This window comes from Alphaproteobacteria bacterium (assembly GCA_025800285.1).
Classification (GTDB): domain Bacteria; phylum Pseudomonadota; class Alphaproteobacteria; order JAOXRX01; family JAOXRX01; genus JAOXRX01.
In genome coordinates this window covers 36,775-60,870 of sequence record JAOXRX010000079.1, presented here as the reverse complement: position 1 = coordinate 60,870, position 24,096 = coordinate 36,775, and the positions used below count along the sequence as shown (strand labels likewise).

General features: G+C 31.4%; 25 protein-coding genes and 1 tRNA gene. 7 read left to right on the top strand and 19 right to left on the bottom strand.

The window, feature by feature from the left end; genetic code table 11:
- Nucleotides 1-73: 73 nt before the first annotated feature.
- From OIF36_04575 to OIF36_04560, 4 genes are all read right to left on the bottom strand, one after another.
- On the bottom strand, nucleotides 74-2,578 hold the full coding sequence (locus OIF36_04575) for a glycogen/starch/alpha-glucan phosphorylase (GenBank protein MCV6599731.1): 2,505 nt from the start codon (nucleotides 2,576-2,578) through the stop codon (nucleotides 74-76).
- The gene (gene ppa, locus OIF36_04570) at nucleotides 2,565-3,092 is read right to left on the bottom strand and encodes an inorganic diphosphatase (GenBank protein MCV6599730.1); all 528 of its coding nucleotides are present in this window, start codon (nucleotides 3,090-3,092) and stop codon (nucleotides 2,565-2,567) included. Before ppa ends, OIF36_04575 begins: the two co-directional genes overlap by 14 nt.
- A gap of 64 nt (nucleotides 3,093-3,156) precedes the next feature.
- The gene (rlmB, locus tag OIF36_04565) at nucleotides 3,157-3,882 is read right to left on the bottom strand and encodes a 23S rRNA (guanosine(2251)-2'-O)-methyltransferase RlmB (protein ID MCV6599729.1); all 726 of its coding nucleotides are present in this window, start codon (nucleotides 3,880-3,882) and stop codon (nucleotides 3,157-3,159) included.
- 16 nt (nucleotides 3,883-3,898) lie between these two features.
- Entirely contained in the window at nucleotides 3,899-4,480 is a 582-nt protein-coding gene (locus OIF36_04560; protein ID MCV6599728.1) for a DedA family protein, read from the bottom strand.
- A gap of 84 nt (nucleotides 4,481-4,564) precedes the next feature.
- Here OIF36_04560 and OIF36_04555 point away from each other — a divergent pair, with 84 nt between their 5' ends.
- A complete protein-coding gene (locus OIF36_04555; GenBank protein ID MCV6599727.1) occupies nucleotides 4,565-5,746 on the top strand; it encodes a type II secretion system F family protein in 1,182 nt (393 codons plus the stop codon).
- A gap of 13 nt (nucleotides 5,747-5,759) precedes the next feature.
- Here OIF36_04555 and OIF36_04550 read toward each other — a convergent pair whose 3' ends face one another.
- Genes OIF36_04550 through OIF36_04530 form a run of 5 tightly spaced genes read right to left on the bottom strand, consistent with a single transcriptional unit; the run spans nucleotide 5,760 to nucleotide 12,012 of the window.
- Nucleotides 5,760-6,617: a septal ring lytic transglycosylase RlpA family protein gene (locus OIF36_04550; GenBank protein ID MCV6599726.1), complete on the bottom strand. Its 858-nt coding sequence runs from the start codon at nucleotides 6,615-6,617 to the stop codon at nucleotides 5,760-5,762.
- Between the two features lie 53 nt (nucleotides 6,618-6,670).
- On the bottom strand, nucleotides 6,671-7,654 hold the full coding sequence (locus OIF36_04545) for a lytic murein transglycosylase (GenBank protein MCV6599725.1): 984 nt from the start codon (nucleotides 7,652-7,654) through the stop codon (nucleotides 6,671-6,673).
- Nucleotides 7,655-7,667: 13 nt separating this feature from the next.
- Nucleotides 7,668-10,364 carry a TraM recognition domain-containing protein gene (locus tag OIF36_04540; protein ID MCV6599724.1) on the bottom strand — a complete coding sequence of 899 codons (2,697 nt, stop codon included), beginning with the start codon at nucleotides 10,362-10,364 and terminating at the stop codon, nucleotides 7,668-7,670.
- Nucleotides 10,365-10,397: 33 nt separating this feature from the next.
- Nucleotides 10,398-10,877 (bottom strand): hypothetical protein, encoded by a 480-nt coding sequence (locus OIF36_04535; GenBank protein ID MCV6599723.1) that lies wholly within the window; start codon nucleotides 10,875-10,877, stop codon nucleotides 10,398-10,400.
- Nucleotides 10,864-12,012: a hypothetical protein gene (locus OIF36_04530; GenBank protein MCV6599722.1), complete on the bottom strand. Its 1,149-nt coding sequence runs from the start codon at nucleotides 12,010-12,012 to the stop codon at nucleotides 10,864-10,866. The genes OIF36_04535 and OIF36_04530 overlap by 14 nt, the downstream gene beginning before the upstream one ends.
- Before the next feature lie 156 nt (nucleotides 12,013-12,168).
- On the opposite strand from OIF36_04530, the gene dnaN reads away from it, so the two are divergent.
- Together dnaN and recF are read left to right on the top strand one after the other, a co-directional pair.
- The gene (gene dnaN / locus OIF36_04525; GenBank protein MCV6599721.1) at nucleotides 12,169-13,272 is read left to right on the top strand and encodes a DNA polymerase III subunit beta; all 1,104 of its coding nucleotides are present in this window, start codon (nucleotides 12,169-12,171) and stop codon (nucleotides 13,270-13,272) included.
- Nucleotides 13,273-13,475: 203 nt separating this feature from the next.
- On the top strand, nucleotides 13,476-14,585 hold the full coding sequence (gene recF / locus OIF36_04520) for a DNA replication/repair protein RecF (GenBank protein MCV6599720.1): 1,110 nt from the start codon (nucleotides 13,476-13,478) through the stop codon (nucleotides 14,583-14,585).
- Between the two features lie 85 nt (nucleotides 14,586-14,670).
- On the opposite strand, the gene rpmA is transcribed toward recF, so the two are convergent.
- The 10 genes from rpmA to OIF36_04470 form a co-directional block, all read right to left on the bottom strand.
- Nucleotides 14,671-14,922: a 50S ribosomal protein L27 gene (gene rpmA, locus OIF36_04515; protein MCV6599719.1), complete on the bottom strand. Its 252-nt coding sequence runs from the start codon at nucleotides 14,920-14,922 to the stop codon at nucleotides 14,671-14,673.
- Between the two features lie 74 nt (nucleotides 14,923-14,996).
- Nucleotides 14,997-15,311 (bottom strand): 50S ribosomal protein L21, encoded by a 315-nt coding sequence (gene rplU / locus OIF36_04510; GenBank protein ID MCV6599718.1) that lies wholly within the window; start codon nucleotides 15,309-15,311, stop codon nucleotides 14,997-14,999.
- 94 nt (nucleotides 15,312-15,405) lie between these two features.
- Entirely contained in the window at nucleotides 15,406-16,293 is an 888-nt protein-coding gene (locus tag OIF36_04505) for a GGDEF domain-containing protein (GenBank protein ID MCV6599717.1), read from the bottom strand.
- 83 nt (nucleotides 16,294-16,376) lie between these two features.
- Nucleotides 16,377-17,774, bottom strand: coding sequence for a PleD family two-component system response regulator (locus OIF36_04500; protein ID MCV6599716.1), 1,398 nt, complete (start codon nucleotides 17,772-17,774; stop codon nucleotides 16,377-16,379).
- A gap of 15 nt (nucleotides 17,775-17,789) precedes the next feature.
- On the bottom strand, nucleotides 17,790-18,338 hold the full coding sequence (gene pgsA / locus OIF36_04495) for a CDP-diacylglycerol--glycerol-3-phosphate 3-phosphatidyltransferase (protein ID MCV6599715.1): 549 nt from the start codon (nucleotides 18,336-18,338) through the stop codon (nucleotides 17,790-17,792).
- A gap of 65 nt (nucleotides 18,339-18,403) precedes the next feature.
- The gene (locus tag OIF36_04490; protein ID MCV6599714.1) at nucleotides 18,404-18,793 is read right to left on the bottom strand and encodes a hypothetical protein; all 390 of its coding nucleotides are present in this window, start codon (nucleotides 18,791-18,793) and stop codon (nucleotides 18,404-18,406) included.
- A 136-nt stretch (nucleotides 18,794-18,929) separates the two neighbouring features.
- A complete protein-coding gene (locus OIF36_04485) occupies nucleotides 18,930-20,402 on the bottom strand; it encodes a portal protein (protein ID MCV6599713.1) in 1,473 nt (490 codons plus the stop codon).
- A gap of 4 nt (nucleotides 20,403-20,406) precedes the next feature.
- Nucleotides 20,407-20,646, bottom strand: coding sequence for a hypothetical protein (locus OIF36_04480; protein ID MCV6599712.1), 240 nt, complete (start codon nucleotides 20,644-20,646; stop codon nucleotides 20,407-20,409).
- Complete coding sequence (locus tag OIF36_04475; protein MCV6599711.1) at nucleotides 20,647-21,042, bottom strand: hypothetical protein; 396 nt, start codon at nucleotides 21,040-21,042, stop codon at nucleotides 20,647-20,649. It abuts the gene before it with no gap.
- Entirely contained in the window at nucleotides 21,043-21,408 is a 366-nt protein-coding gene (locus OIF36_04470; GenBank protein MCV6599710.1) for a hypothetical protein, read from the bottom strand.
- A 186-nt stretch (nucleotides 21,409-21,594) separates the two neighbouring features.
- On the opposite strand from OIF36_04470, the gene OIF36_04465 reads away from it, so the two are divergent.
- The 4 genes from OIF36_04465 (at nucleotide 21,595) to OIF36_04450 (ending at nucleotide 24,078) form a co-directional block, all read left to right on the top strand.
- A complete protein-coding gene (locus OIF36_04465) occupies nucleotides 21,595-22,209 on the top strand; it encodes a helix-turn-helix transcriptional regulator (GenBank protein ID MCV6599709.1) in 615 nt (204 codons plus the stop codon).
- The gene (locus OIF36_04460; GenBank protein MCV6599708.1) at nucleotides 22,194-23,288 is read left to right on the top strand and encodes a DUF2066 domain-containing protein; all 1,095 of its coding nucleotides are present in this window, start codon (nucleotides 22,194-22,196) and stop codon (nucleotides 23,286-23,288) included. The genes OIF36_04465 and OIF36_04460 overlap by 16 nt, the downstream gene beginning before the upstream one ends.
- A complete protein-coding gene (locus tag OIF36_04455) occupies nucleotides 23,281-23,943 on the top strand; it encodes a hypothetical protein (protein MCV6599707.1) in 663 nt (220 codons plus the stop codon). The genes OIF36_04460 and OIF36_04455 overlap by 8 nt, the downstream gene beginning before the upstream one ends.
- 59 nt (nucleotides 23,944-24,002) lie before the next feature.
- Nucleotides 24,003-24,078: transfer RNA gene (locus OIF36_04450), tRNA-His, on the top strand.
- The last annotated feature ends 18 nt before the right edge of the window (nucleotides 24,079-24,096 follow it).

Genomic DNA, 24,096 nt, shown 5'->3' with positions numbered 1-24,096 from the left:
AAAAACCGCCCATTTATAGTTCTATTTAGACATTATATCACATAAGTTACTATAAAACAACGGTTTTTTGTTTTTATTTTTTAGTCTTTTTTAAATTCCAAATATTTTTTGCATAATTAGCCACAGAATTATCTGAAGAAAAGAAGCCCATATTAGCAATATTTATTACAGATTTCTCCGCCCATTCACTCTGATTTTCAAAGCAAGCATCAACTTTCTCCTGAGCTTGAACATAAGACTCATAATCAGCCAACAGCATATACTTATCTTCATTTAATAAAGAATTGACTATATCTTGATATCGTTCAGGATTTTCTGGATTAAAATAACCACTACCAATCATATCAATAACCTCTCTCAATTCAGAGTTCTTATCATAATAATATCTAGGATCATAATCATTCTTTCTGTCTGCAACCTCTGGAGTTCTTAATCCGAAGATGAATATATTTTCTTCACCAACACAGTTAGCAATCTCAACATTAGCTCCGTCCATCGTGCCTATTGTAAGAGCTCCATTCATAGAAAACTTCATATTACCGGTACCAGAAGCTTCTAAACCTGCAAGAGATATTTGTTCTGACAAATCAGCTGCAGGTATAATTATCTGAGCTTTTGATACATTATAATCAGTAATATAAACTACTTTAAGCTTATCATTAACTTCTTCATTATTATTTATTAAAACAGCTATATCATTTATTAATCTAATAATTAATTTAGCTTGCTTATAAGCTGGAGCAGCTTTACCTGCTATTACAATCGTTCTTTTAGTTAAGTCCTGTCCAGATTTAATTCTATTATATCTAGTTATAATATGCAGAACATTTAACAACTGTCTTTTATATTCATGTATTCTTTTAACCTGTATATCAAACATTGAATTTGTATCAACATCAATATTCCAAATTTCTTTAATATAGTTTGCCAATCTTTCTTTGTTCTGAGACTTAATCTTTAACAACTCTTTTGTGAAAGACTTCTTAGAAGAATAATTATTTAACTCTGTTAGAAGGTCTAAATTTGTAACCCAATTATCAGAGCCAATAGTTTTTGTAATCAATCCTGCTAATTTTGGATTTGCTTGTCTAACCCATCTTCTTGGAGTTATACCATTTGTTACATTTGTAAATCTTTCTGGGAACATTTGATAAAAATTATTAAATATACTATCTTTCATCAATTGAGAGTGCAACTCCGAAACTCCATTAATATGGTGAGATGAAACAATGCACAAAAATGCCATCCTTACTCTTCTATCTGCATCATCAATTAAAGACATTTGAGATAGTTTTTCTAAATCTCCTGGAAATCTAACTTTTACTCTATCCATAAAATCCTGATTAATATAATAAATTATATCAAGATGCCTTGGCAACAGCTCTTCAAACACACTAATAGGCCATGTTTCCATAGCTTCAGCCATTAAAGTATGATTTGTATAACTAAATACTCCTTGAGCAATTCTCCATGCATCATTCATATGCAATCCATGTTCATCAACAAGAATTCTTATCAATTCAACAATTGCTAGTGTAGGATGAGTATCATTCAAATGAATAGAGACCTCTTCTGGCAACTCATTAAAATCGCTATGAGTTCTTAAGAATCTTCTAATAATATCTTGAACTGAAGCAGAAACAGAGAAATACTCTTGTTTAAATCTTAACACTTGCCCCGCTAAAGTAGAGTCTTCTGGGTAAAGAACTTTTGACAAGCTTTCTGAATTTGTTTTTTCTTTAACAGCATCAATATAGTTTCCCGTATTGAAAGAGTCTAAATTAAAGTCGCTATCTGCTCTAGCAGACCATAATCTCATACTTGTTGCAGACTCAGTCTTATAACCAGAAACGGGAATATCAAAAGCAACAGCTTTTAACCTTTCAGCAGGCTCCCATTGTCTTTGTTCTTTTCCATCATTATTTATAAATTTAACAACTTCTCCTCCAAAACTAATTGGATAAACAAGCTCTGATCTCTCAAATTCAAAAGGATAACCATGAGTTAACCAATTTTCTGGATACTCTTTTTGTTCTCCATTTTCTATACTTTGTCTAAACAAACCGTATTCATATCTTATTCCGTAAGCATGTCCTGGATAACCATGAGTTGCAATTGAATCAAAAAAACATGAAGCCAATCTACCTAAACCACCATTACCTAATGCTGGTTCTGGTTCAAATTCTTCCAAATCATCAATAGAGACTTTAAACTCTTCTAAAGCTTGATTTAGATTACTCTCCATATCAGCATCTATTATAAATTTTCTTAAATTTTTTCCTGGCAGATACTCCATTGAGAGATAGTACATTCTCTTATAATCATCTTTAACTTCATTTCTTGCAGATTTTAAATAATTATGAGAAAGATAACCCCTCAGCAAATAAGAAACAGCTTTATACCAATCATTTTTATCAGCAAATTTAGGGTCTCTTCCCACAACTTGCATCATATATCTAACTAAACTCTCTTTTACACCTTCCGCTGTTTTATATCTTGCATCAGCATACATAATATCATCTGAGCTTTTCATTTTTTTATTCTCAGATTTTTTGATTCTAGTTTTACTTATCACCATAGTTTTTAATAGATTCCTTTATTACTTTCTTTGCTTCTCTAATGCCTTTGAATCCTATAGCTCTAACCCACTTACCTTTTTCCAGGTCTTTATAGTGAGAAAAAAAGTGTTCAATTTCAGCCAACTGAGCATGAGGCAGGTCTTTTAAAGCTTTAGCTTTGTAATAAGGGTTTAATTCATCATGAGGAACACAAATAATTTTTTCATCCATTCCTTTTTCATCTTCCATTTCAAAAACACCAATTGGCACACATCTAACTACACACCCCGCCATAAGAGGTGAATGAGTAACGACCAAAGCATCTAAAGGATCTCCATCGCTTGCCAAAGTATTTGGTATAAATCCATAGTTATGAGGATATCTCATTGCATTATTCAAAAACCTATCTACAAAGAACATAGATGAATCTTTATCTATTTCATACTTAACTGGAACTTCATTTTTTGGGATTTCTATTACTACAAATAAATCTGTAGGAGGGTTTTTACCCGCAGGTATTGCATCTAAATTCATATTATTCTCCTTAACTATATATTATTGAATATAGGATATAGATTTAAATACTTTTGTCAACCTTTTACTTTCTAAAAAACTCATAAAGAGCAACTACCGCAGCATTACTAACATTGATTGATGACACTTTAGATTTATGAGACATAGGTATTCTTGCTAAAAGATCGCATTTTTTAAGTACTAAATCTCTTATACCTGGCCCTTCAGCTCCTAGAACAATTGCAATTTTGCCAGCTTGCAATCCTGTAGAAGAAAGTTCACACTTACCTCTTTCATCAAGCCCTATTATCCAATAACCATTTTCCTTTAATTTTTCCATAGATCTAGATAGATTAACAACCTTAACCATTGGAGATTCTTCTACTCCACCACAAGCTATCTTAGCAACTAACCCAGTTATATTTGGAGAATTTTTCTCTTGAACGATTACAGCATCTGCTCCAAAAGCAGAAACAGAACGAATTATAGCACCTATATTATGAGGGTCTGAAACTTGATCCAAAATTAAAACCACACTTTTTTCGCCTGCTCTATTTATAAAATCTTCTAATGTAACTTTATTTAAATGCTCGCAATCTAATACAACTCCTTGATGTACGGCTCCTTCTGGCAACATATCATCAATTTCATGTTTTTTCTTTATAACAACTCTATATTTATCTACTTTTGCAAACTTAGCCAAGTTTTCTATTCCTTTAAGAGTAGCAAAAATGCGATTTATTTTTCTTTTTTCATTTTTTAAAGCACAAGATACAGCATGTATCCCATATAATAAATTTTCTTTTTTCATTAAATTTTTCCTGTTATTAAATAATATATTTTAGAGCAAAAAAGCAAACTAGTATTAGTGCGAAAAATAAAAATGTCAAAAGACCTAATCTTCTTTCTATAAAATCTTTTATTTTTCCATCCCATTTCCAAAGCAATCCTGCAATTAAGAAGAATCTAGCTCCTCTAGATAGGATTGAGGCAATTATAAATACTAATAAGTTAAGATTAACTACTCCGCTTGTAATAGTAATTACTTTATAAGGGAATGGAGTGAATCCAAAAAATGCCACAACCCAAGACCCCCAAGAGTTATATAATTCTTTAAAACTATTAAATTTATCAGTATAGTGATACAGTTCCAACAAAGGTTCAGCAACACTATCGTATAAAAAAGCTCCGATTACATAACCAAATAAAGCTCCTAACACAGAAGACAATGTACAAACAAAAGCTATCTTAACCGCTTTTGACCTATTAGAAAGAACCATTGGTATTAACAGTGCATCCGGAGGTATCGGGAAAAACGAACTCTCTATAAAAGATATAGCTGCCAGAAACCACATGGCTGATTTTCTATCTGATAGAGACATAACTTTATTGTATAATTTTCTTAACATGATTTGTAAATTAGCACTTTAATAAAAAACTTGCAATTTATTTTTTTTATAATTATAAATATATTAAAAGCAAAGGAAAGAATTATGGCAAATACATATTTAGTAAAGGTTAGATCTAGAGGTCAAAATAAAACAATAACATTGACCGCAGCCAATGTAGAGCAAGCAAAAAGAAATGCTCGTAGATATGGTATGGTTCAAGCCATAACAAGAAAACAAACTCAAAGTATTTTCGAAAGAGGAATGTCTCCATCTGAAAGATATATTTTCATTATCAGACTTTCCACAATGCTTGCCGCTAGAGTTGGTACTACTGAGGCTCTTAGGCTGATACGAGACTCTTTTACAGGAAGAATAAGCAATGCAGCTGGAATTCTTTTAGAGAAGTCTGAAATGGGTGTTAATGTAACAGATGCTATTGCAGAAGATAAAAAGAACTTTCCTGGAGCGATTGGACTTATTATTAAAGTTGGTGCTCAATCTGGACAAACTTGGGTTTCACTAAAACAAGCAGCCGAGTTTGAAAAGAAAATTAATAGCATCAAAGGTGGATCAAAAAGAGGTGTAGTTGGTGCATTTATTTCATTTTTCTTAGCAGGTATAATTCTTATCGGAAGTAATATGTACTTAAGTCCTAAAATCATGGAAATGTCCTTGATGAAATCAAATAAAGATTTAATTAATACAGACTTCATCAACACTCTTGCATGGTGGAGTGGTCTAATGATGGCAATTTTCTTAACTATTTTAGTAGCCCTATTTTTACTTAGTACTGTTGTGAAAAGAGTAGTTCCTGTTGTTGCTGATAGAATTATATTAAAAATTCCATTTTATAGAGAAATGATTCTTGCTCAAGATAACTATATTAATATGCACAGATTATCTCTTCTTGCGAAGTCAGGTGTTAGAATGGAAGAAGCAATCAAATCAACTTTAGACAACTGTAAACCAGGAGCTCTAAAAGAAGATTTCAAAGGAGCTTTAAATGCTCTTAAAAAAGGTCAAAAATGGGCAAGTGGTATGAGAATGCTACATCCAACTGATAGAGCCGCTTTAATGCTTGCCTCTGATAGAGAACAAATTGCTGAAAACCTTGAAAACATTGCTGAACAATACCAAAATCTATACATTCAAAGAGTTGCTCTATTTACACCTGTTATGCAGATTTCCGCTGCTTTAGCAATTACAATGTCTGGTATAATCTTATTTGGTGTTTCAATCTTACCGATGCTACAAGTATCCGCAAGACTATCAACAAAAGTATAAAAAATATTTAAATTTATTTAATCGTTATTTTTGATGAGTTAATTCCCATCCCTGATAAAACATTTAACATTGAATCAGCTTCTTCAATAGAAGCCATAGGTCCTATTTGCACCCTGTGATAGGTGCTACCATTTATAACAATTTCCTCAAGCTTAACATTACCCAATTGCTCTAATGCTAATTTCATTTTCTCTGCATTTTCATAAATTGAAAAAGACCCCGCCTGCACATATATATTCTTGTTAACCAATACAGGTTCAGACTTATATATATACTTATCCATATCGTTCTCTACCACTTTTATTTTCCTAACATCTTTAGGATATTTTATATTAGATATGTCTTTCCCTCTTCTTGCTAACCTTGCAATTTTTTTACTTTCTTTTCCTAGAATTTGAACTCTAACTTTTGTTGTTCCCTTATCATCAAAGCCTAACAGCTCTGCTGCTTTTTGAGACACATCAATTATCCTATTTTTAACATAAGGACCTCTATCATTAATTCTTAAAATAACTCTTCTTCCATTTTTCAGATTCGTTACTCTAACAAAACAAGGCATTGGTAAAGTTTTATGAGCTGCTGTCATTGCTCTTGTATTATAAATCTCTCCATTAGCTGTTTTTTTGCCATGGAAATCATCATCTCCGCCCCCATACCAAGAGGCAACACCAATCTTATCATATTCCCAATCTTCTTTTGGGTAATACTTAACACCATTTATTACATAAGGGTTACCCACCTTATAAACTCCCTTTGCTTCTTCTGTATTATCAAAAGGCAAAATTAGTTTAAAAACATGACCAACTAAGCGAACACCTGTACACCCGCTTAATAAGAATAAACAAACTAAAATTAAGATACTTTTTTTCATAAATACTCCGTTTGAGTACTACTATATACATAAAAAATATATTTTCAACTTTTTTATTTAACTTCTCTAATTCTATCAGATAAAAGACCAACTGAAGTTGCGAAATGATAAGACCTATTCCATTTCATAAAAACTCTAAAATTATTATAGATTAAATAAGCTTGCTCCTCAAGTCCATCTGGAGCTATAATAGATCCTTGCATATTAGATGTTGGTAATTCTAAACCATTCTTATTTCTAACACCTAAAACTTCCCATTCTTGAACCGTTTTTTTTGTACCAAGACCTAACAATTCTTTATCAAAGTTTTCAGGCAAAGTAACAGCTCTTCCCCATTTTTGATTTTTATCGAAACCAGCTCTTTTTAAATAATTAGCGGTAGATGCGAAGACATCATCTTTACTCTTCCAAATATCTTTTTTACCATCTTTATTATAATCAACAGCATAATGTATAAAGCTGGATGGCATAAATTGATTTTGCCCCATAGCTCCAGCCCAAGAGCCCTTCATATTATCTATTGAGATATGTCCATCATCTAATATTTTCAAAGCATTAAATAATTCCTTTTTAAAGAATTCTGATCTTCTTTTATCATAAGCTAATGTTGCTAAAGCTCCAATTACATAATCATTACCAAATCTTTCTCCGTAATTAGTCTCTAACCCCAACAGTGCAACTATAAACTCTTCAGGTACAGAATACTCTTCAGACACCTGCTTTAATTTTTTTCTATTTTCTAAATAAAATTTTTGACCTTGTGTTATTCTAACTGGATTAACAACTTGTTCTAAATAAACTGCCATTGTCTTTTTAACTTCCGGTTGATTTCTATCTAATGAAATTAACCTCTCTTTGAAAGAAACTTTTTCAAAAGCTTTTTGAACTGTTGATTTTGATATACCTTGAGATATAGCCTCTACCTTAACTTGCTTTAACCACTGTTCGAAATCAGGATTATCAACAACTTTAACTGAAGAGCATGCTCCTAAGAATAGCCCAACAGCTACAACAAAAACCTTACTTATTTTATTCATAAACAATCACTTTCTATGAGAAGAAATCATTAAAATCTTCTTCTGTCTCGACTTCACTTAAACTAATATCATCATTTTCGAGGTCTTTTTCAGACTTTTCTAACATCTCTTCTTCTTTATTCTCTTCAACTACTTCTGGTTTAGTTTCTAATTCTTCTTCTGATATAGATTCAGCAAATTCTTTTAGGCTTTCAGCATGATCTCCAGCGACAGCAACATTATCAGATATTAAATCAGCTGTTGCTCTTAATATAGCATTAACAACTGCTTTTCTATCCATACCATCTGGAGATAAATACTTTTTCATAGCTTGAACAAAATCACCTGACATTTCTTTTTTAGACTCATTAGCTATTATCGGAGCATCTATCTGATCTCTACCCCATATTTCGTTCAGAGCATTATTAACAACTTCATCAGATATATCTTGGTTATTCTGCTCCCATGGAAGAGTATTTGTTAAATCAATTGTAGGTTTATAAACATCTTCTTTATTAGCATCTTCTTTTATCTGCTTTACCTCTTCTTCATCAGCGAATGGAGGAGTGTCTTTGAAGTCATCTGATTTATATGAATCTAACATTTTTTGGAAATCATCAAGGTCCATATCATCTAATATGTTTTCTTCTTTTTTATTATCTAATAAGCTCATAAAATCATCATCATCAGACTTATTACTATCTCCTTCATCATCAAAGAATTTAGAGAAATAATCTAGATTTTCATCTTCATCAAGATCTTCTTTTGAGAATAAATTAGAAATCGCTACAGTTCCTGTTTCAGTTCCCTGTTTGCTCTTATCATAAGCATTCTGGAACCCCTCTTTTACAGAGGCTAAGATTTCATTCTCAGATAAACCATCAACTGCAATATCTTTAGCTGCTGACCAATTTGGGTTTCTAAATTTACTCATCAATTGTTCAGAAAACTTAAAGTTTTCTTTAAAACTTTCTGATATACCTGGTTGAACTTTCAAGAAAGTTTGCATTCTAATAGCAGGAAGCTTAGAAGGTTGAATATATGTCATTTGAACTTCAGCAACCTTACCTCCAAATACCATATGCACATGCCCCGGCCCTTGTTTTCTCAATTCACCATAACTAACAATACTTGATGATTCAACAGACAACCCTTCTTTTCTAGAAACTTTAGATTTGAAGAACCCTGTCTTAAGCTCCAATCCTTTTTGTACAACAACATCAATTTTACCAACATTCTTTTCAAAGAAATCTTTTGTTGGACCAGGATCTTCTAATTTACCAAATATTTTTAAGTTACAGTTAGCAGTAATTGATTTTGCCTCTTCTTTAACCCTCTTCTCCATAGCTGCCAAATCTTGTCCTGCAAAAACAAGAGAGAAACCAAGAGAACGGGCTTGTGCTGCCATAGCCGCCATACCTTGAGATGTATAATAACCTACCTCATCAAAAATAGTAACGAAAGGAGAATTAGCTCTTGTTACTTTATTTTCAATAATATCTTGCCAGCTACCCTCAACATCGGAACCAAGAGAAGCACCCATCATACCTTTAATAGAAGATGCCACGATTTTACCTAAGTTAGCAGCCTCATCTCCAGATTTTTCTAAAATAGGAATCATAACAACCATCATACGACGATTTAAAACCACATCGTTAATGTCTATATCTGCTAAATTTTGTTTAAAAATATACCCATATTCATCTGCTAAAGATCCTAATGATCTTGTAAATTGCATTGATAGAAATCCATGTTGTTGATAACATGTAGACAAATCATGTGGAGGATCATCTGGACCTTGTGGTTTTTCTTTACCATCATCATCAAAAGCACTGTCAACATATCCTGGTAAAGTATCAAGATAACCAAACACACCTTTTGCAATTTTCTTTGGTAAATTTTTATTTCTATAAAGAGCTACAACTTTATCAAGTGTTAGAGTTTTTCTAATTGAATCAACATCAAGCAGGAGTCCTTCATGATCTCTTTGCCAAGTAAGAGCAGGCATAATGGCTGTCATAAGAGATATAGCCCTACCTTTCCACATAGCATTATCGCCACCAGCTTCATCCATTAGACCAACTAATAAATTAGTTAGATACGAAGCAGAACCATTTGCAAATGGGTTCATAGAGTTTGACTTTCCTCCATCATCAGAGTTACCAGTCATGTAGTTTAATAAAAGAAGGTCATCTTCTCTACCAAATCTTCTAGCCAACGAGTATAATGAAGCCCATAAATCCGTATCAGCTTTACCATCGACATAAACAAAACCAGACCCCCAAGTAAGAGCATTAGTTGATAATAATTTTAACCCCTCTGTTTTACCAGAACCTGTAGTACCTAAAAACAGTATATGAGTTCTTGCATCAGAGTTAGAAATCCATAATTCTCTATTATCTTCGGCATCTTTTTTCTTTTGGTTACCTAAGAACATCATACCATCAGCTTTACTACATTCTGGGTGATGTTTCATTCCTTTACTTTGTAATGGATATTTATATTCTAGACCTATATCTAGCTTTCTATACCAGAAATAGAATAGTAAATTTATAATAAATATTAAATTAACAAAATACAGAGATGATTTTAGGAAGAACATTAAAAAGACACTAAAAACGAATATAGAACAAGCAACCTCAGGCTTAGATAAGAATTCACTTATCCTTTGCTCTGGGGTTCTCATATCGAACTTTGCCCCTTCAAATTCCAGATTGGTATCTTTTGCCATTTATATAACTTCCCTTTTACCTACCTATATTTATTACTTGCTCATAGAAAAAATATCTTCTACAGGCATAGCCACACCTTTTGCTTTATCTATATCAGAGTATACACTCATATCAGATTGTTGCATAGCAGCAGCTCTCATAGCTTGTTCTCTCATAATTGCAGAATTTTGTTCTGAAACTCTAATAAAAGATGCTGTTAAATTTAATAAAAAATAAACTGCAAATATTGCTAATAATATTTTAGCAATAAATACAGGTGTTCTAAATGTTTTATTTTTTCTTAAAGTTTTTTTAGAAATAACCTCTTGAGCATCTTTAGCATCTGCCACATTATCAAAGTCTATTGTTGCATAAATTTCATCACCATCTAATACAATTATTTGTTTTGCTTTTTGCTCTAGTTTTAAAACAGCAAAAGTATTCATATCAATGCTGATAGTAGATTTGGAGGTCGCAACTTTTATTTTACCTCCAGAAACTTTAACTTTATAATTTTTCTTAACTATTTTCATTTTCTTCTCCTTGTTCTTTTACAGGTATATTTGGATAATGCTCATCAAAGTAATCTTTTATTGATTCTATTGCTTTATCTACATTTATAGTAACCAGAGGTTTTCCTAATGATTTCTCTGCATAATAATGAGCTATAGCACCAGAACCTTCTGAGAAATATGTTCTTCTCCCTAAAGAATTTAAAGCATACCATAAATCTCTATCTACACCTTTTAACCATAAGAATTGAGCCGGAGCCAAAACACCACCTCTTTTTCTTGCCCATTCTAAAACATTCAACATAGCTGAATTTACATAGGCATTATTATTTGCAATTTTAACTGCTTCGTGTCCAACCTTAGGATCTGATAGAATTTTAGAAACTCTAGCTTTAATGTCTTTTGTCATTTCGAAGCCTTTTTCTCTTGTCCAAAGAGAACATAAGTCTCCTAAAAATGCATCTGCAGCTTCTCTTTTTCTAGCACCTTTTAAAGCAAAAGCTGCTAACAAAGCTCTTTGATATTCTGGCAACTTAGCAGAACCTCTCCACCTCTCGCCCAGCTGTTTTTGAAATTCTTTTTTAGCCTTTAACTCATCAAACTCATAGCTATCTGAATCTACACTTATATCATTATAAACAATCCAATCTTCTGGAGATAAAGCTTCCGCAAATACTTTTAGTTTTCTAGGAACAGGATCCCCCTGAGCTCTTGAGCTTTCTTTTCCTGGATCATAATCTATAAAAGGCTTGATATAAGGCCAAGCTTCTGCCTGATACCTTATCATTCCATTTAAATCCATTTTCTTTCTTAAAAGCTTTTTTGAAGGAACCATTATAACTTTATAAGCCATATATAACATAAAAGGAGTAAATACATATCTCATATAATAACCAGCCAAAAACATTGTTGGCTTAATTAAATCATTAAGATCCAAAGAGCTCTTTTCAGCACTTAATAAAGCAGTTTTAGCTCTTACTATAACATCATTATTGACAAAAACATCAATCACATAAAGCTGAGCATATGTAATCCATCTAAGCACATTCATGATATCATATTTATAAACATACCACATACCCCAACCAAAGATTGCAATCACCATGGAAGTCAATAAGATAGTAAATAATGGTCCGTGCTCTTTCTGCCCTGACAAACTAGTAATCCTCCTTATTTTTACTTGTAAGAGATTAAAGTAATAAAACTCATTTTGCAAGCATTATTTTTATTTTTAAACCTGTTTTTAACTTGCATTTATAAAAGAATACTGATATAAAAATTATAAAGACTAATATTTAAAGAGGGAAATTTTATGAAAATAATAGTAGAACAAAGTTCAATACTTAGAGTATTATCTCATATTCAAAGCATAGTTGAAAGAAAGAACACTATTCCGATTTTATCTAATGTTATGATAAAAGCAGAAAACAATAAACTTTTATTAACAGCTACAGACATGGATATAGAAATCATTGAATCTATTGATGCAGAGGTTATTGAATCAGGAGCAACAACAGTTCCAGCTCACACTCTATATGATATCGTAAGAAAATTACAAGACGGCAGTCAAGTAACTATTGAACAAAGCGATGACATAAATGTTTCAATTTCATCTGGAAAATCAAACTTTAATCTAGGATCTTTACCAAGTGATGACTTCCCTGTAATGTCAAATGAAGAAAGTGAATTTAACTTTTCTATCTCAGTTAGCGATTTCACAAAAATAATTGACAAAACAAAATTTGCTATATCTACAGAAGAAACAAGATATTATCTAAACGGTGTTTTCTTCCACGAAAAAGAAGGTAATTTAGTTGCTGTATCAACAGATGGCCATAGACTGGCTAAAGTAGAAATAGAAGCACCACAAGGTTCTGCAGGAATGCCTGGAGTTATTATTCCTAGAAAAACTATTTTAGAAATCAGAAAATTAGTTGATTCTTTTGACGGAGCTCTAAACATAAACCTATCTGAGAATAAAATTATTTTCACAATTGACTCTATCAAATTCACATCAAAATTGATAGACGGAACATTCCCTGACTATGAAAGAGTTATACCTAAAGGGAACGATAAAGTATTAACTTTAAATCCAAAAGAGTTCTCTACAACAGTTGACAGAGTATCAACAGTTGCTACAGATAAAACAAGTGCTGTTTCTCTTAAAATAAGTGAAAATCAAGTTAACATTTCTGTTAATGCTCCTGATTGCGGCTTTGCTAAAGATGAAATCGCAGCTACTTACTCTGGTGAAGAGCTAGAAATAGGCTTTAACTCTAGATATTTAATTGAAGTTGCTGCTCAAGTATCAGGAAAACAATGTGAATTCAATTTATCAGACTCTGCATCTCCTGCTTTAATTAAAGATTTAGAAGATGAAAAAGCAGTTTATGTTCTAATGCCTATGAGAACATAAATAAAAAGATTTTAACTATTCTTAGTTATACAAAAAAAGACCCTTCAAGTATCGATATATACTAAACAGGGTCTTTTTTTACAGAACAAAATCATTTAAACTCTATTCATAAAATGAATATATATCATTATATCAGATTCACTAACTTTAACATTGAATAAATTTTCAAAATAATATATCATCCTCCTTAGGAGAATTAATTCATGGATAATAAAACTATAATTTCTAAAATATCTATTAATAATTTCAGAAATTATGACAATAAAACATTTTCTTTTCAACCCGAGAAACAGTTCGTTGTAATAAGCGGGCAGAACGGAGCTGGAAAGACCAATATTTTAGAAGCCATAAGTTTATTTTCCCCTGGTAAAGGACTGCGAAAAAGTAGTAACGAAAATTTTAAAAACATTAAAAACCCTAGCTTGCCTTGGGGAATCAACATAGAGCTAAATATAGATGATAATAAGCACAATTTAGGAACAGGTATTTTATCTCCAGAATCAGCAAGAAGAATTATAAGAATTAATCAAGAAAATATAAAATCAAGAACTATGCTATCTGAATATCTATCTATAATTTGGCTAACACCTCAAATTGATAAAATATTCATAGAAAGTAAATCAACAAGAAGAAAATTCTTCGACAAAATGATGATAAATTTAAAACCAAATTTATCACATTTATTCTTTGAATATGACAGAGCAATGAAAGACAGAACAAAGATATTAAAAGAGAATTTTAATGACTCTGTATGGCTTTTAAAGCTTGAGCAAGTTATGATAGAAAAAGGAATTGAAATCGCCAAAGAAAGAATATTATTTTGCAATAACTTAAATTCTCAAATTCAAAAAGATAATATAAGCATTTTCCCTAAAGGAGATATACAAATATCTGGTCATTTTGAAAATTTATTAAAAGAACACAGTGAAGAAGTTGTATCTCAAATGTCATTTGATGAATTTTTAGCAAACAGACACAGAGATGCCATGAGAGGCGGAGCAACTATTGGAGCTCACAAATCAGATTTTTTGGTAACATACATTGATAAAAACATGCCTGCAAGCCTATGCTCTACAGGAGAACAAAAATCATTACTAATATCAACATTTTTATCTTTTGCTCATGAGATGAAAGAAACTCATGAGAAAGCCCCTATAATATTGTTAGATGAGCTAGTAGCTCATTTAGATTTAGAACGAAAAAACAGTTTATTTGAAGAATTAAAAAATTTAAGCTCACAAGTATTTATGACAGGCACTGAAGACAACCTGTTTAATGAAATAAAAGACTGCTCTCAAACTATTAAATTATAATGCATTATCAAACAAAAACCCCAGCTAAAAGCTGGGGATTGAATAATTCTATAAAAAAGAATTAAAATTTATTTTTTGTATGTTATTATTTAGAGATTACTGAAACAAACTGTTTCCCTTTTTTCTCTCTAAATGAAACATTACCCTCTACAAGAGCAAATATAGTATGATCTTTACCCATACCTACATTTTCACCTGGGTGGTATTTTGTTCCTCTTTGACGAATAATGATATTTCCTGGAATTACCGCTTCACCGCCAAATTTTTTAACACCTAGTCTTCTACCAGCGGAATCTCTACCGTTATTAGAACTACCCCCTGCTTTCTTATGTGCCATTTCGTTTCTCCTTTTTGTTTTTCTCTAATACATTATCGATTCGAGAAAACAGTTAACTTATTTCGAAAAAATAATTATTTTTTCTTAATTTCTGTGACTTTTAATACAGTAACATTTTGACGATGACCGTTTTTCACTCTAGATTTTTGTCTTCTTCTTTTTTTGAAAACTAGAATCTTTTTGTTTCTCTTTTGAGCAACAACTTCAGCTTTAACAACCGCACCTTCAACTAGTGGAGCCCCAACAACTACATCATCTCCGTCAGTAATCATTAGAACTTGGTCCAAAGAAACAGTTTTACCTTCTTCTGCTTCCAACTTCTCAGTTTCGAAAATATCTCCAACTGCGACCTTATACTGTTTGCCACCTGTTTTTACAACTGCGAACATTATATATTCCTATTCTGTTTTAGTTTTAATCATTGTATATAAATACATACAAGCGAGCTACCTTTTTACACTATTATATAAAAAAAGTCAAGTTTTATTCACAAGAACATTTATGAGCCCCTGCTGTACAACCTTTACATCTAACAAAACTTATTTTTCTTTTAATTTCTGCTTTGTTTTTTCTCATGTTTTCACAAGCTTTTTTAAGAATTTCATCGAAATCTTCGCCAGATTCTTTATTAATAGCTCCAACACTTATATTAAGTTTTAATTTATTACCATCACCTGTCTCTACATAACCTTGAGAAACAGACTCTTCTACTCTTTTCTTTAAACTTGGCAAATACTTTTCCTGCACCTTAGGAGTAACCAAAACAAATTCATCTCCCCCATCTCTAAACAGTAAATCACCTTTTCTTGAATCATCCTTCAATCTTTTAGAGATTTGTTTCAGAACCTCATCGCCCACACTATGACCATAGGTATCATTAACATATTTAAAATCATTAACATCGATATAAAATATAGACAAAGCATCTTCAGTAGATACTTTTTTAAATGCTTCAAAACTTCTCTTATTATCAAAGCCAGTCAACGAATCAGTCAAAGCTAATTTTGACATATCTAATATACTCTTTTTATTAGACAAAGCTTTGCTAACCGTTGCTTTTAATATATCTTTATTACTCAAATTATGAATAAAATCAGCTCCATATGTAAGAGCCTTGATAATCTCATTACTACTTTTAATATCTGTAAAAAAAACAGACACACCAAGTAAATCAGAGTTAGCCTTAACTTTTTTACATAATTCTAAATTCTTATTGCATGTTTTATCAAACATAATTATATCAAAATTATGTTCACTTATAAAGTCTTCTGTTGACATACCTAGCGGTTCAGTTATTACATTATAACCAAGCTCTTTTATTTGAGCTCTAAATCTTTTGCTTTTGCCGATTAATACAATATCGTTTGTCATTAACTTTCCTTATAAATTCAATTATTTGAACTTATATTACCACAAAAACACAAAAAAGTCAAATATGTTACAATATCAGAACTTTAAAGCTTACAAAGATTCTCTCCCTCGCAAACACAAGTTTTATTTCTACCTGTTCTCTTAGCTTCGTAAAGAGCCTTATCAGCATCTTCTATAACATCTTCAGCTGTTCTATAAAAATCTTTTGTTAAAGTTAGCCCTACACTTATATTTATATCTAATTTATATGGATCTGATGTAAGAGCAAAAGGCTTATCAGATATAACTTTCCTAACCCTTTCAGCAATCTCTCTTGCTTTTTTCTCATCTATGTAAGGGATTACTGCTATAAACTCATCCCCTCCATATCTAGCAATTAAATCAAAATCTCTAAACTCTCCTTTTAATCTAGAAGCAAATTCAACCAGAACTTCATCACCTATCAAATGACCATAAGTGTCATTAACACCTTTAAAATCATCAATGTCAATCATTAAAACTGCAATGCTTTGTTCTTTAGTTTTCATCTCTTCAAACATATTCTCTAAATAAGAGTATAAATATCTTCTATTAGATAAACCTGTAAGCTCATCTACAGAAACTAAAGATAGACTTTTCTTATAGTTCTTTTCCAGTTGTTGTTGATATTTATTTTTCTTTAATTGAGTATAAGTTCTAGCAAGGTACTCATGATTATTAAATGGAGAAACAATGTAGTCATTACAACCAATTTCTAAAGCTTTAATGAAGACCTTTTTATCATCTTCTTCACCAACTATTAATATAGGAGTATTTTTATTTAGCTCTTTAGATTTTATTTTAGAGCTAAGCCTTAAAGCATTTTCTCCTCCAACAGATAAGCTTATAACAAACAAATCCATTTTTTTCTGCTCACTTAATACTTCAACTTCATCTATATTTTTAGTGTATATAACCTTATACCTCTTCTCTTTTAAAGGAGATTTAAGCTGCACTAGCTCTTTATCATCACTACCAACAACCATTATATGAGAGTATTTACATTTCTTACCAAAATACATATCAAGATGATCTGGCAAAACAGTTTTATCTTGTAAAGCAGTTTCTCTAATTATCCACTGTTCAGCCATCATTTTCAATCTTAAAAGAGAGTTAAGCCTAGCAAATAAAGCAACATCATCAACAGGTTTTGTTAATATATCATCCGCACCTACTTCTAAGCCTTTAACTTTAGAATCTTTATCTTCCATAGAGGTTACCATCATCACTGGCAAATAAAATGTCTCTGGATTATTCTTAATTGTTTGACAAACCTCATATCCATTCATACCTGGCATTACTACATCTAAAAGTATTAAATCAGGTCTATTATCCTCAATTAGTTGCAAAGCTTCTTCTCCACTTGAAGCAAGTAAGACATCATAATATTCATCCTTAAGCTTCTTTTCCATAAGCTTTAAATTAACTGGAGAATCATCTACTACTAAAATTTTACCAAACATATTTATCCTTACTCTTTAGTTCATGTATTTTAAAGATTTCTTAAAGTACTCTGTCCCTGTAATTACAGTTAAACCGGTTGCAACCCACAACAAAACATTACCTGTTAGATATATAGCAGGACTCACAAAGTTTATAATCAAGAAACATGTTGCTACCATTTGAAGAGTTGTCTTCCATTTAGCTAATTTTGTAACATGAATAACTACATTTTTAGGCCCCATAAACTCTCTTAAACCAGATACGAACATCTCTCTTATCAGAATAAGAGCAACTGCTATTACATGCACTCCTTCTATTTGCCCGCTTGCGATTAAGAATATAAACAGAGAAGCTACTAATAATTTATCTGCTATAGGATCTAAGAATCTTCCTAAATCAGAAACAACATTCCATTTTCTAGCCAAATAACCGTCTAAGAAATCTGTTAAACTTGCATATATATATAAGCCTAATATTGTCCATAATGCCCATAAGCTATCTACGAAAAACAATCCCATAACAACAGGTATTACCAATATTCTAGATATTGTCAGAATATTAGGGATTTTATTTTTAAATTCCATGATTTTTCTCCTTATTTTTAACTCAAATGTAAAGTAGTTTTATATTAAAGTCAAGAATATATAATTTATAAAAATTGCTGTAAGTACATAGAGTGAGGGAACCACACAATATGAACTGTTAACCAAGCTATAGATACGGCCTTTAAAGGCCATAATATTTTAGGCCACTTAAAATATAAAAAAGCACCTATCAGAACAGCTAAAGAATCCCCAAATAATCTATTTGACCAATGCTCTACTCCATGAAACCAAAACTGAACATTTTTACCTAACGATCCCGTCTCTAAATAATGTTCTACAGCTTCCCAAAAAAAGCTAAGAGCCAATATTGGCATAATAGTATTTACATCCGAAAATTTTCTTGCCGGTTTATTAAAAAACTTTAATATCAAACATACAGTTCCCGTAAATGCGATACCTGCTAATATATGCTCAAAAGACCATATATCGAACATTGAAACTGTTTTATCGCCCCATATTTGCAAAACTTAAACCCTTCCTTTTGTATTATTTGTCTGAAAATAACAGAACTACACTATAAAGTCAATTTATTTATAAAAAATGGCTCTAAATTAATAGAGCCATAAAAAGTTATAAAGCAACAGCTTCTTCCAAAGGAATCTCTGGCACCCCAATATCTGAGTTTATTAAATTATCAGGCACACCCAATTTTTTTCCTAACCATTTTGCGACCTCAGTCATATTTATAGAAGAAAGGCCTTCCTGACCTAAAGAACTAGCAGACTGCACCCAATATAAAACATTTTTTATATCTGCTTGTGCTTGAGATTGAGCTAAAGGAGATTTATATTCTAAAAAAACAAATCTTCCATCAACTCTTAAATCTGATATCTCTCCTCTTCTTTTAAGAATGCTCATTGCTCGAAGAACTAATGGAGTAAGTAGTTCTGCTCTCAACCTGCCAAATGTTGCTCCTAAAACTTTATTCATTTCTGCGCTTCTTTCAAGTACTTCAGTAGCAGTCATATTTCTTGCACCTATAGCCCCAAGCTTATCAGTCCAAAGAGCATGTTTAATCCTGTCTCTTAAGTCATTAAGCACCAGTTGAGATACATCAAACTTACCAGGCATACTTAAAGGAGTTAACCCAGATGACCCCACCGCTTTAGGAATAATAGTACCCGGAGTTAACTTAACAGTAGCAGGATTCAGAACCCCATCATCATCAGCTTGCCATATTCCTGTAGCAGAAATTGATGCATTTTTCAAAACAAGCTCCACAACTTTGTTTGCAGTTTTTATGTCTGGAAGAGCTTTCATAACAGGAGATCTTCCATAAGTCTCACCAGGAGATTTAACCCATCTAAAGTTAATAAATGGAGAATAGTCCATAATTGTTTCTTTTAGCTCTAAATCATATTCCTTTAATACAGCTTTGTATAAAAATGCATTACCCTTAGGCATCACACCCTCTACACATGAGAATTTAATAAAAGGGTCCTCTTCGGCTAACTTCACCATTCTCTTAGGCAAATCTGCCTTTGGGAATCTCTTTTTAAGTTGATTATATGTTAATTTATATTCTCTATATGTTGTATTAAGTTTTCCATCATTACCCTCTGATAAAACCACTTGAGAAAGAGGAACCGCTGTAAATTTAAAAGCAGAAAGATCTCCTATTGGAGCCTCTTCAAATAACAAGCAAGCTGTACCAGCTATAATTAAATCTAAATAGCATTGATGAACCTCTACCACAAAGTTTGACCTATCAAAGTTAGACTGTATTATATTACTATCTCTTTCCAAAACTTTACTAACAGAGTTTTTTTCGTCAGCATTCAAAGCAGGACCACAAACTAAAGAGAACCAAGGACTTGATGGAGGAGTTAAATTAGCTAGTAAATTTGCTCCTAAATTATCTACAGCATCTGGAGCCGTAGCATCATAAAGCTTTTCTCCTGTTTTAGCCCCCGCGGACACATTATTAAAGAAGCTACCTCTTTGAGGCATTACATAATCATAACAATCTTGCCAATTATCTTCCCATTTTTCTCTTTGAGACTTTGCTCTTTCATACTTTTTTAAAAATTCTAAAACTTCCATATTATTACTCCCCTAGTAGTGTCTTTCTCTTTAACTCGCCATCATTCTTTTCCTTAAGAACTCCTTGCCAAGATGTTGTTATAGTACCTATCTTTCCTCTTTTTTCTCCAAGGTAAGATTTAACCTCCTCCTCTTTTTTCTTAGCTCCCTCATCTTTATTAGAAACTTCAGAGCTATTATTATTGTTATTAAGTTTTTGATAGTTACTTGGTATATTTGGTATATTTGAACTACTTCCTCCCATTTAACAATCTCCTTTCTTTAAATTAATTTTTATTAAATATTTATATAATTGATATGGTGTTAAAATAAACACTTTATTGATTCCTAAAATCCTTTTCACACTCTCAACACATGTATAAAAGCTTAATGGCACAACATTATTATGCTTAACCTTAAAGGTTCTAATGACTTTATCCCCTCTTTTTGCGAACCAGCCTGGTAAATCAAAACTAATTGGAGTTTTATGAACCATAATATCTGTAAAAGATGACATAGGATCATAAGTTATCCAATTATCTCCATCATTAAGTATTACAAAACAGTGCTTAAATCCTGACTTAAGAAACTTTAATATTCTTAAATCTGTATTTTTACAAAAAACAACCCAAGCATTATTTGAAGAATTATTATTAATCATCTAAGCAAAAACTCCCTTTATAATACCCTTATTAACAAGAATAGGTTCTATTTTACTCATTGCTTCTTTCCACAAAGTACAAGCTTTTTGTTCTCTGTATCTATCTTTATTAGGAGCACACAACTTCTTTCCATAATGAGCTAGTATTCTAACATGATCAATCAACAAAGTTCTCTGTCTATAAAGCTTATTAATTATATTCATAATATCTTCTGGCTCACAAGGTCTAGAAACTGCACCCATTCCTGGAGAACATTTAGCACCTACGATTTTTGCCTCATTAGCTTGCATAAACCAAAACCAAGCTTCCTGACCATTTGCAAATAATTTTGTATCCCCACTCTCTGTTAGTTTATTGTTATCCATTTGTTTTTATTTTCCCTCCTTATTAAACCCACCTGCATAGGATTATTTTCCTACATAGAACAAAAGTCGTTTTAATTTATTTTTCAATCTTTGTCAAGAAAAAAATAAGATTTTTTTCCTACTTGATTTTTTAAACAAAGTATTGTATTATGCTTTTCAAGGTAAAAAAGAGAAAGATTAATTATTATGATATCACATAAAAAAATATGGTGTGCTATTGATAAAATAGCTAAAGATGCTAATCTATCACCTTCAGGACTAGCTAAAAAAGCAGGGTTAGACCCCACTTCATTTAATAAAAGCAAAAGAGTTGGAAATGGCGGTAAATTAAGATGGCCTTCAACAGAAAGCTTATATAAAATATTAAAAGTATTAAACAAAGATCTTTCATATTTTTCATCTTTAGCAGAACCAAACTCTTTCTCTGAGATTAATATTATTGCTAATATAAATGGTAACAACTCTGGTTTTTATGAAAACGATACGGATAATGAATGGGAAAAAATTGCTTTTCCAAGATCTTTTCCAAATGGAACAATAGCTATAAGAGTAAAAGGTTATGATTTAGAGCCAATATACAGAAAAAATGATATTTTAATAATATCAAAGAATGAAAAAGCTCTTACAGAAGATGAAAGAGTTGCTATAAAAACTAAAGATAACAAAATAATAATAAAAGCTTTCGTTGAACAAAACAAAAGCAAAATAACAGTAAAGTCTATTTGCGATAAAGAAAATTTAGAGCACCTAGATAAAAACAATATAGATTGGATTGGGAAGATAAAATGGGTAAGCCAATAAGATTTATTTTATCTTTTATACTTTTATGTATTACATTTAATCAAGCAATAGCAGGAAACGAGGTTTTCTCTGTTAAAAATATTGATGTAGATGTTACAGATATCAGCTCTGCCATAGCAAAAGAAAAAGCTATTGCCTCTGCAAGAGATAGTGCTTTTAAAAAATTATTAAGCAGACTTACACTACTAACACCTGAAGAGCAATCAAAACTTAACATTATAGACTCTGATATAAACTCTATAATTTCTGATTTTTATATATCTAATGAAAAAAGCTCAGATGTTAGATACAAAGGCTCTTTCCACTTTAATTTTAACCCAAAGAAAACTTCTAGTTTTTTAAACCAAAGAAACATAGCTTTCACATCTATAAAAAGCTCTCCTGTATTAGTAATACCTGTTTGGGTAAAAAACATTGCTGGTGAAGACCAAACTCTTTTATGGGAGGAAAACAACTTATGGAAGCAAGCTTGGCAGAAGTTCTACAGCGACTCATTTTTAGTCCCTCATAAGTTGCCTATTGGAGATCTAACTGACTTATATCAAATCTCAAAAGAAGAAGTTATGTCGGGATCAATTGAGAACATAAAAAACATACTTTCTCGTTATGAAGTAAAAGATATAGTTGTTACAGTAGCTAAAATTGAAGACAATAATTTGAGAGTATATATAAACAGATATGGACTTAATGGCATATCATCAAATAGCTCTATTTTAGTTGATGGAGAAAACAAAACTTATGGAGAAGTGCTAACAGAAGCTATTGAGAAGGTAAATAACGAATTAAGCTTATCATGGAAAGAACAAACCATAACTAAAGGCGATGAAAGAAACTTTATTGATGCAGAAATAAACATATCTTCAATAGAAGAATTAAATAGAATCAAAGATGCTCTTAAAGAAATAACCATAATAAATGAATTCAAAGAAAATATACTGAGAATAGATAGTGCTATTATAGATATATATTATCAAGGAAGGTTTTTTGATTTAAAACTAGCTTTATCGCAAAAAGGTTTAATAGCAGAGAAAACAGATGTTTACTCTTGCAAACTATTTTGGGAAGATAAAAATGAATAAACAAATAGTTATAGATTTTCAACATACTCAAAGCTATTCAAAACAAGATTTTCTTTCTTCCGAAGCAAATGAGCTAGCTTTTAACTGGATAAAAAAATTCCCAAACTGGGACTCTTCAAAAATAACAATAATTTATGGGAGCTCAGGTTGTGGCAAAACTCATTTAGGAAAAATTTGGCAAGAAATGTCAAATGCCTTGGAAATAAAAAAATCAGACGAATGCAATGGAGACACTATAAACAGATTACTATCTGGAGAAAACATTCTAATAGATGATTATGATAAACTATGCATAGATGATAAATTTCTATATAACTTATACAATGCCTCTAAAAACATGAACAGCGGTTTTGTATTAATAACCGCATCTAAAAGACCTCTTGATTGGGGAATAACTTTAGCTGATGCTAAATCTAGAATTTTAAGCATTAATACTATTGAAATAAAAGAGCCTGATGACTTTTTACTATCAGGATTGCTAATAAAGCTATTCTCCGATAGACAGCTAAAAATAAGCCCAGAAATCATAAATTATATTTTAATTCGCATGGAAAGATCTTTCAAAAAAGCTATATCCTTAGTTGAAAGAATAGATAAGCTTTCTTTAGAAAAAAAGAGAAACATAACTATACCTTTAATAAAAGATATAATATAAAAATAAAATTTTGTTGACAAAAAAGCAAAAGTGACATATATTGTCAACTCCAGATAATGGCGATTGTAGCTCAGTTGGTAGAGCCCCGGTTTGTGGTACCGGTTGTCGCGGGTTCAAGTCCCGTCAATCGCCCCATTATTACAACACCCAACA

Coding starts and splice junctions, on each gene's coding strand:
- rplU (MCV6599718.1), bottom strand. CDS start 15,311: ATGTTCGCAGTTGTAAAAACAGGTGGCAAACAGTATAAGGTCGCAGTT.
- OIF36_04465 (MCV6599709.1), top strand. CDS start 21,595: ATGATATCACATAAAAAAATATGGTGTGCTATTGATAAAATAGCTAAA.
- OIF36_04490 (MCV6599714.1), bottom strand. CDS start 18,793: ATGTTCGATATATGGTCTTTTGAGCATATATTAGCAGGTATCGCATTT.
- OIF36_04505 (MCV6599717.1), bottom strand. CDS start 16,293: ATGACAAACGATATTGTATTAATCGGCAAAAGCAAAAGATTTAGAGCT.
- OIF36_04550 (MCV6599726.1), bottom strand. CDS start 6,617: ATGAAAAAAAGTATCTTAATTTTAGTTTGTTTATTCTTATTAAGCGGG.
- OIF36_04500 (MCV6599716.1), bottom strand. CDS start 17,774: ATGTTTGGTAAAATTTTAGTAGTAGATGATTCTCCAGTTAATTTAAAG.
- ppa (MCV6599730.1), bottom strand. CDS start 3,092: ATGAATTTAGATGCAATACCTGCGGGTAAAAACCCTCCTACAGATTTA.
- OIF36_04560 (MCV6599728.1), bottom strand. CDS start 4,480: ATGTTAAGAAAATTATACAATAAAGTTATGTCTCTATCAGATAGAAAA.
- OIF36_04535 (MCV6599723.1), bottom strand. CDS start 10,877: ATGAAAATAGTTAAGAAAAATTATAAAGTTAAAGTTTCTGGAGGTAAA.
- OIF36_04475 (MCV6599711.1), bottom strand. CDS start 21,042: ATGATTAATAATAATTCTTCAAATAATGCTTGGGTTGTTTTTTGTAAA.
- OIF36_04555 (MCV6599727.1), top strand. CDS start 4,565: ATGGCAAATACATATTTAGTAAAGGTTAGATCTAGAGGTCAAAATAAA.
- OIF36_04480 (MCV6599712.1), bottom strand. CDS start 20,646: ATGGGAGGAAGTAGTTCAAATATACCAAATATACCAAGTAACTATCAA.
- OIF36_04485 (MCV6599713.1), bottom strand. CDS start 20,402: ATGGAAGTTTTAGAATTTTTAAAAAAGTATGAAAGAGCAAAGTCTCAA.
- recF (MCV6599720.1), top strand. CDS start 13,476: ATGGATAATAAAACTATAATTTCTAAAATATCTATTAATAATTTCAGA.
- OIF36_04455 (MCV6599707.1), top strand. CDS start 23,281: ATGAATAAACAAATAGTTATAGATTTTCAACATACTCAAAGCTATTCA.
- pgsA (MCV6599715.1), bottom strand. CDS start 18,338: ATGGAATTTAAAAATAAAATCCCTAATATTCTGACAATATCTAGAATA.
- rlmB (MCV6599729.1), bottom strand. CDS start 3,882: ATGAAAAAAGAAAATTTATTATATGGGATACATGCTGTATCTTGTGCT.
- OIF36_04470 (MCV6599710.1), bottom strand. CDS start 21,408: ATGGATAACAATAAACTAACAGAGAGTGGGGATACAAAATTATTTGCA.
- OIF36_04545 (MCV6599725.1), bottom strand. CDS start 7,654: ATGAATAAAATAAGTAAGGTTTTTGTTGTAGCTGTTGGGCTATTCTTA.
- OIF36_04540 (MCV6599724.1), bottom strand. CDS start 10,364: ATGGCAAAAGATACCAATCTGGAATTTGAAGGGGCAAAGTTCGATATG.
- OIF36_04460 (MCV6599708.1), top strand. CDS start 22,194: ATGGGTAAGCCAATAAGATTTATTTTATCTTTTATACTTTTATGTATT.
- rpmA (MCV6599719.1), bottom strand. CDS start 14,922: ATGGCACATAAGAAAGCAGGGGGTAGTTCTAATAACGGTAGAGATTCC.
- dnaN (MCV6599721.1), top strand. CDS start 12,169: ATGAAAATAATAGTAGAACAAAGTTCAATACTTAGAGTATTATCTCAT.
- OIF36_04575 (MCV6599731.1), bottom strand. CDS start 2,578: ATGGTGATAAGTAAAACTAGAATCAAAAAATCTGAGAATAAAAAAATG.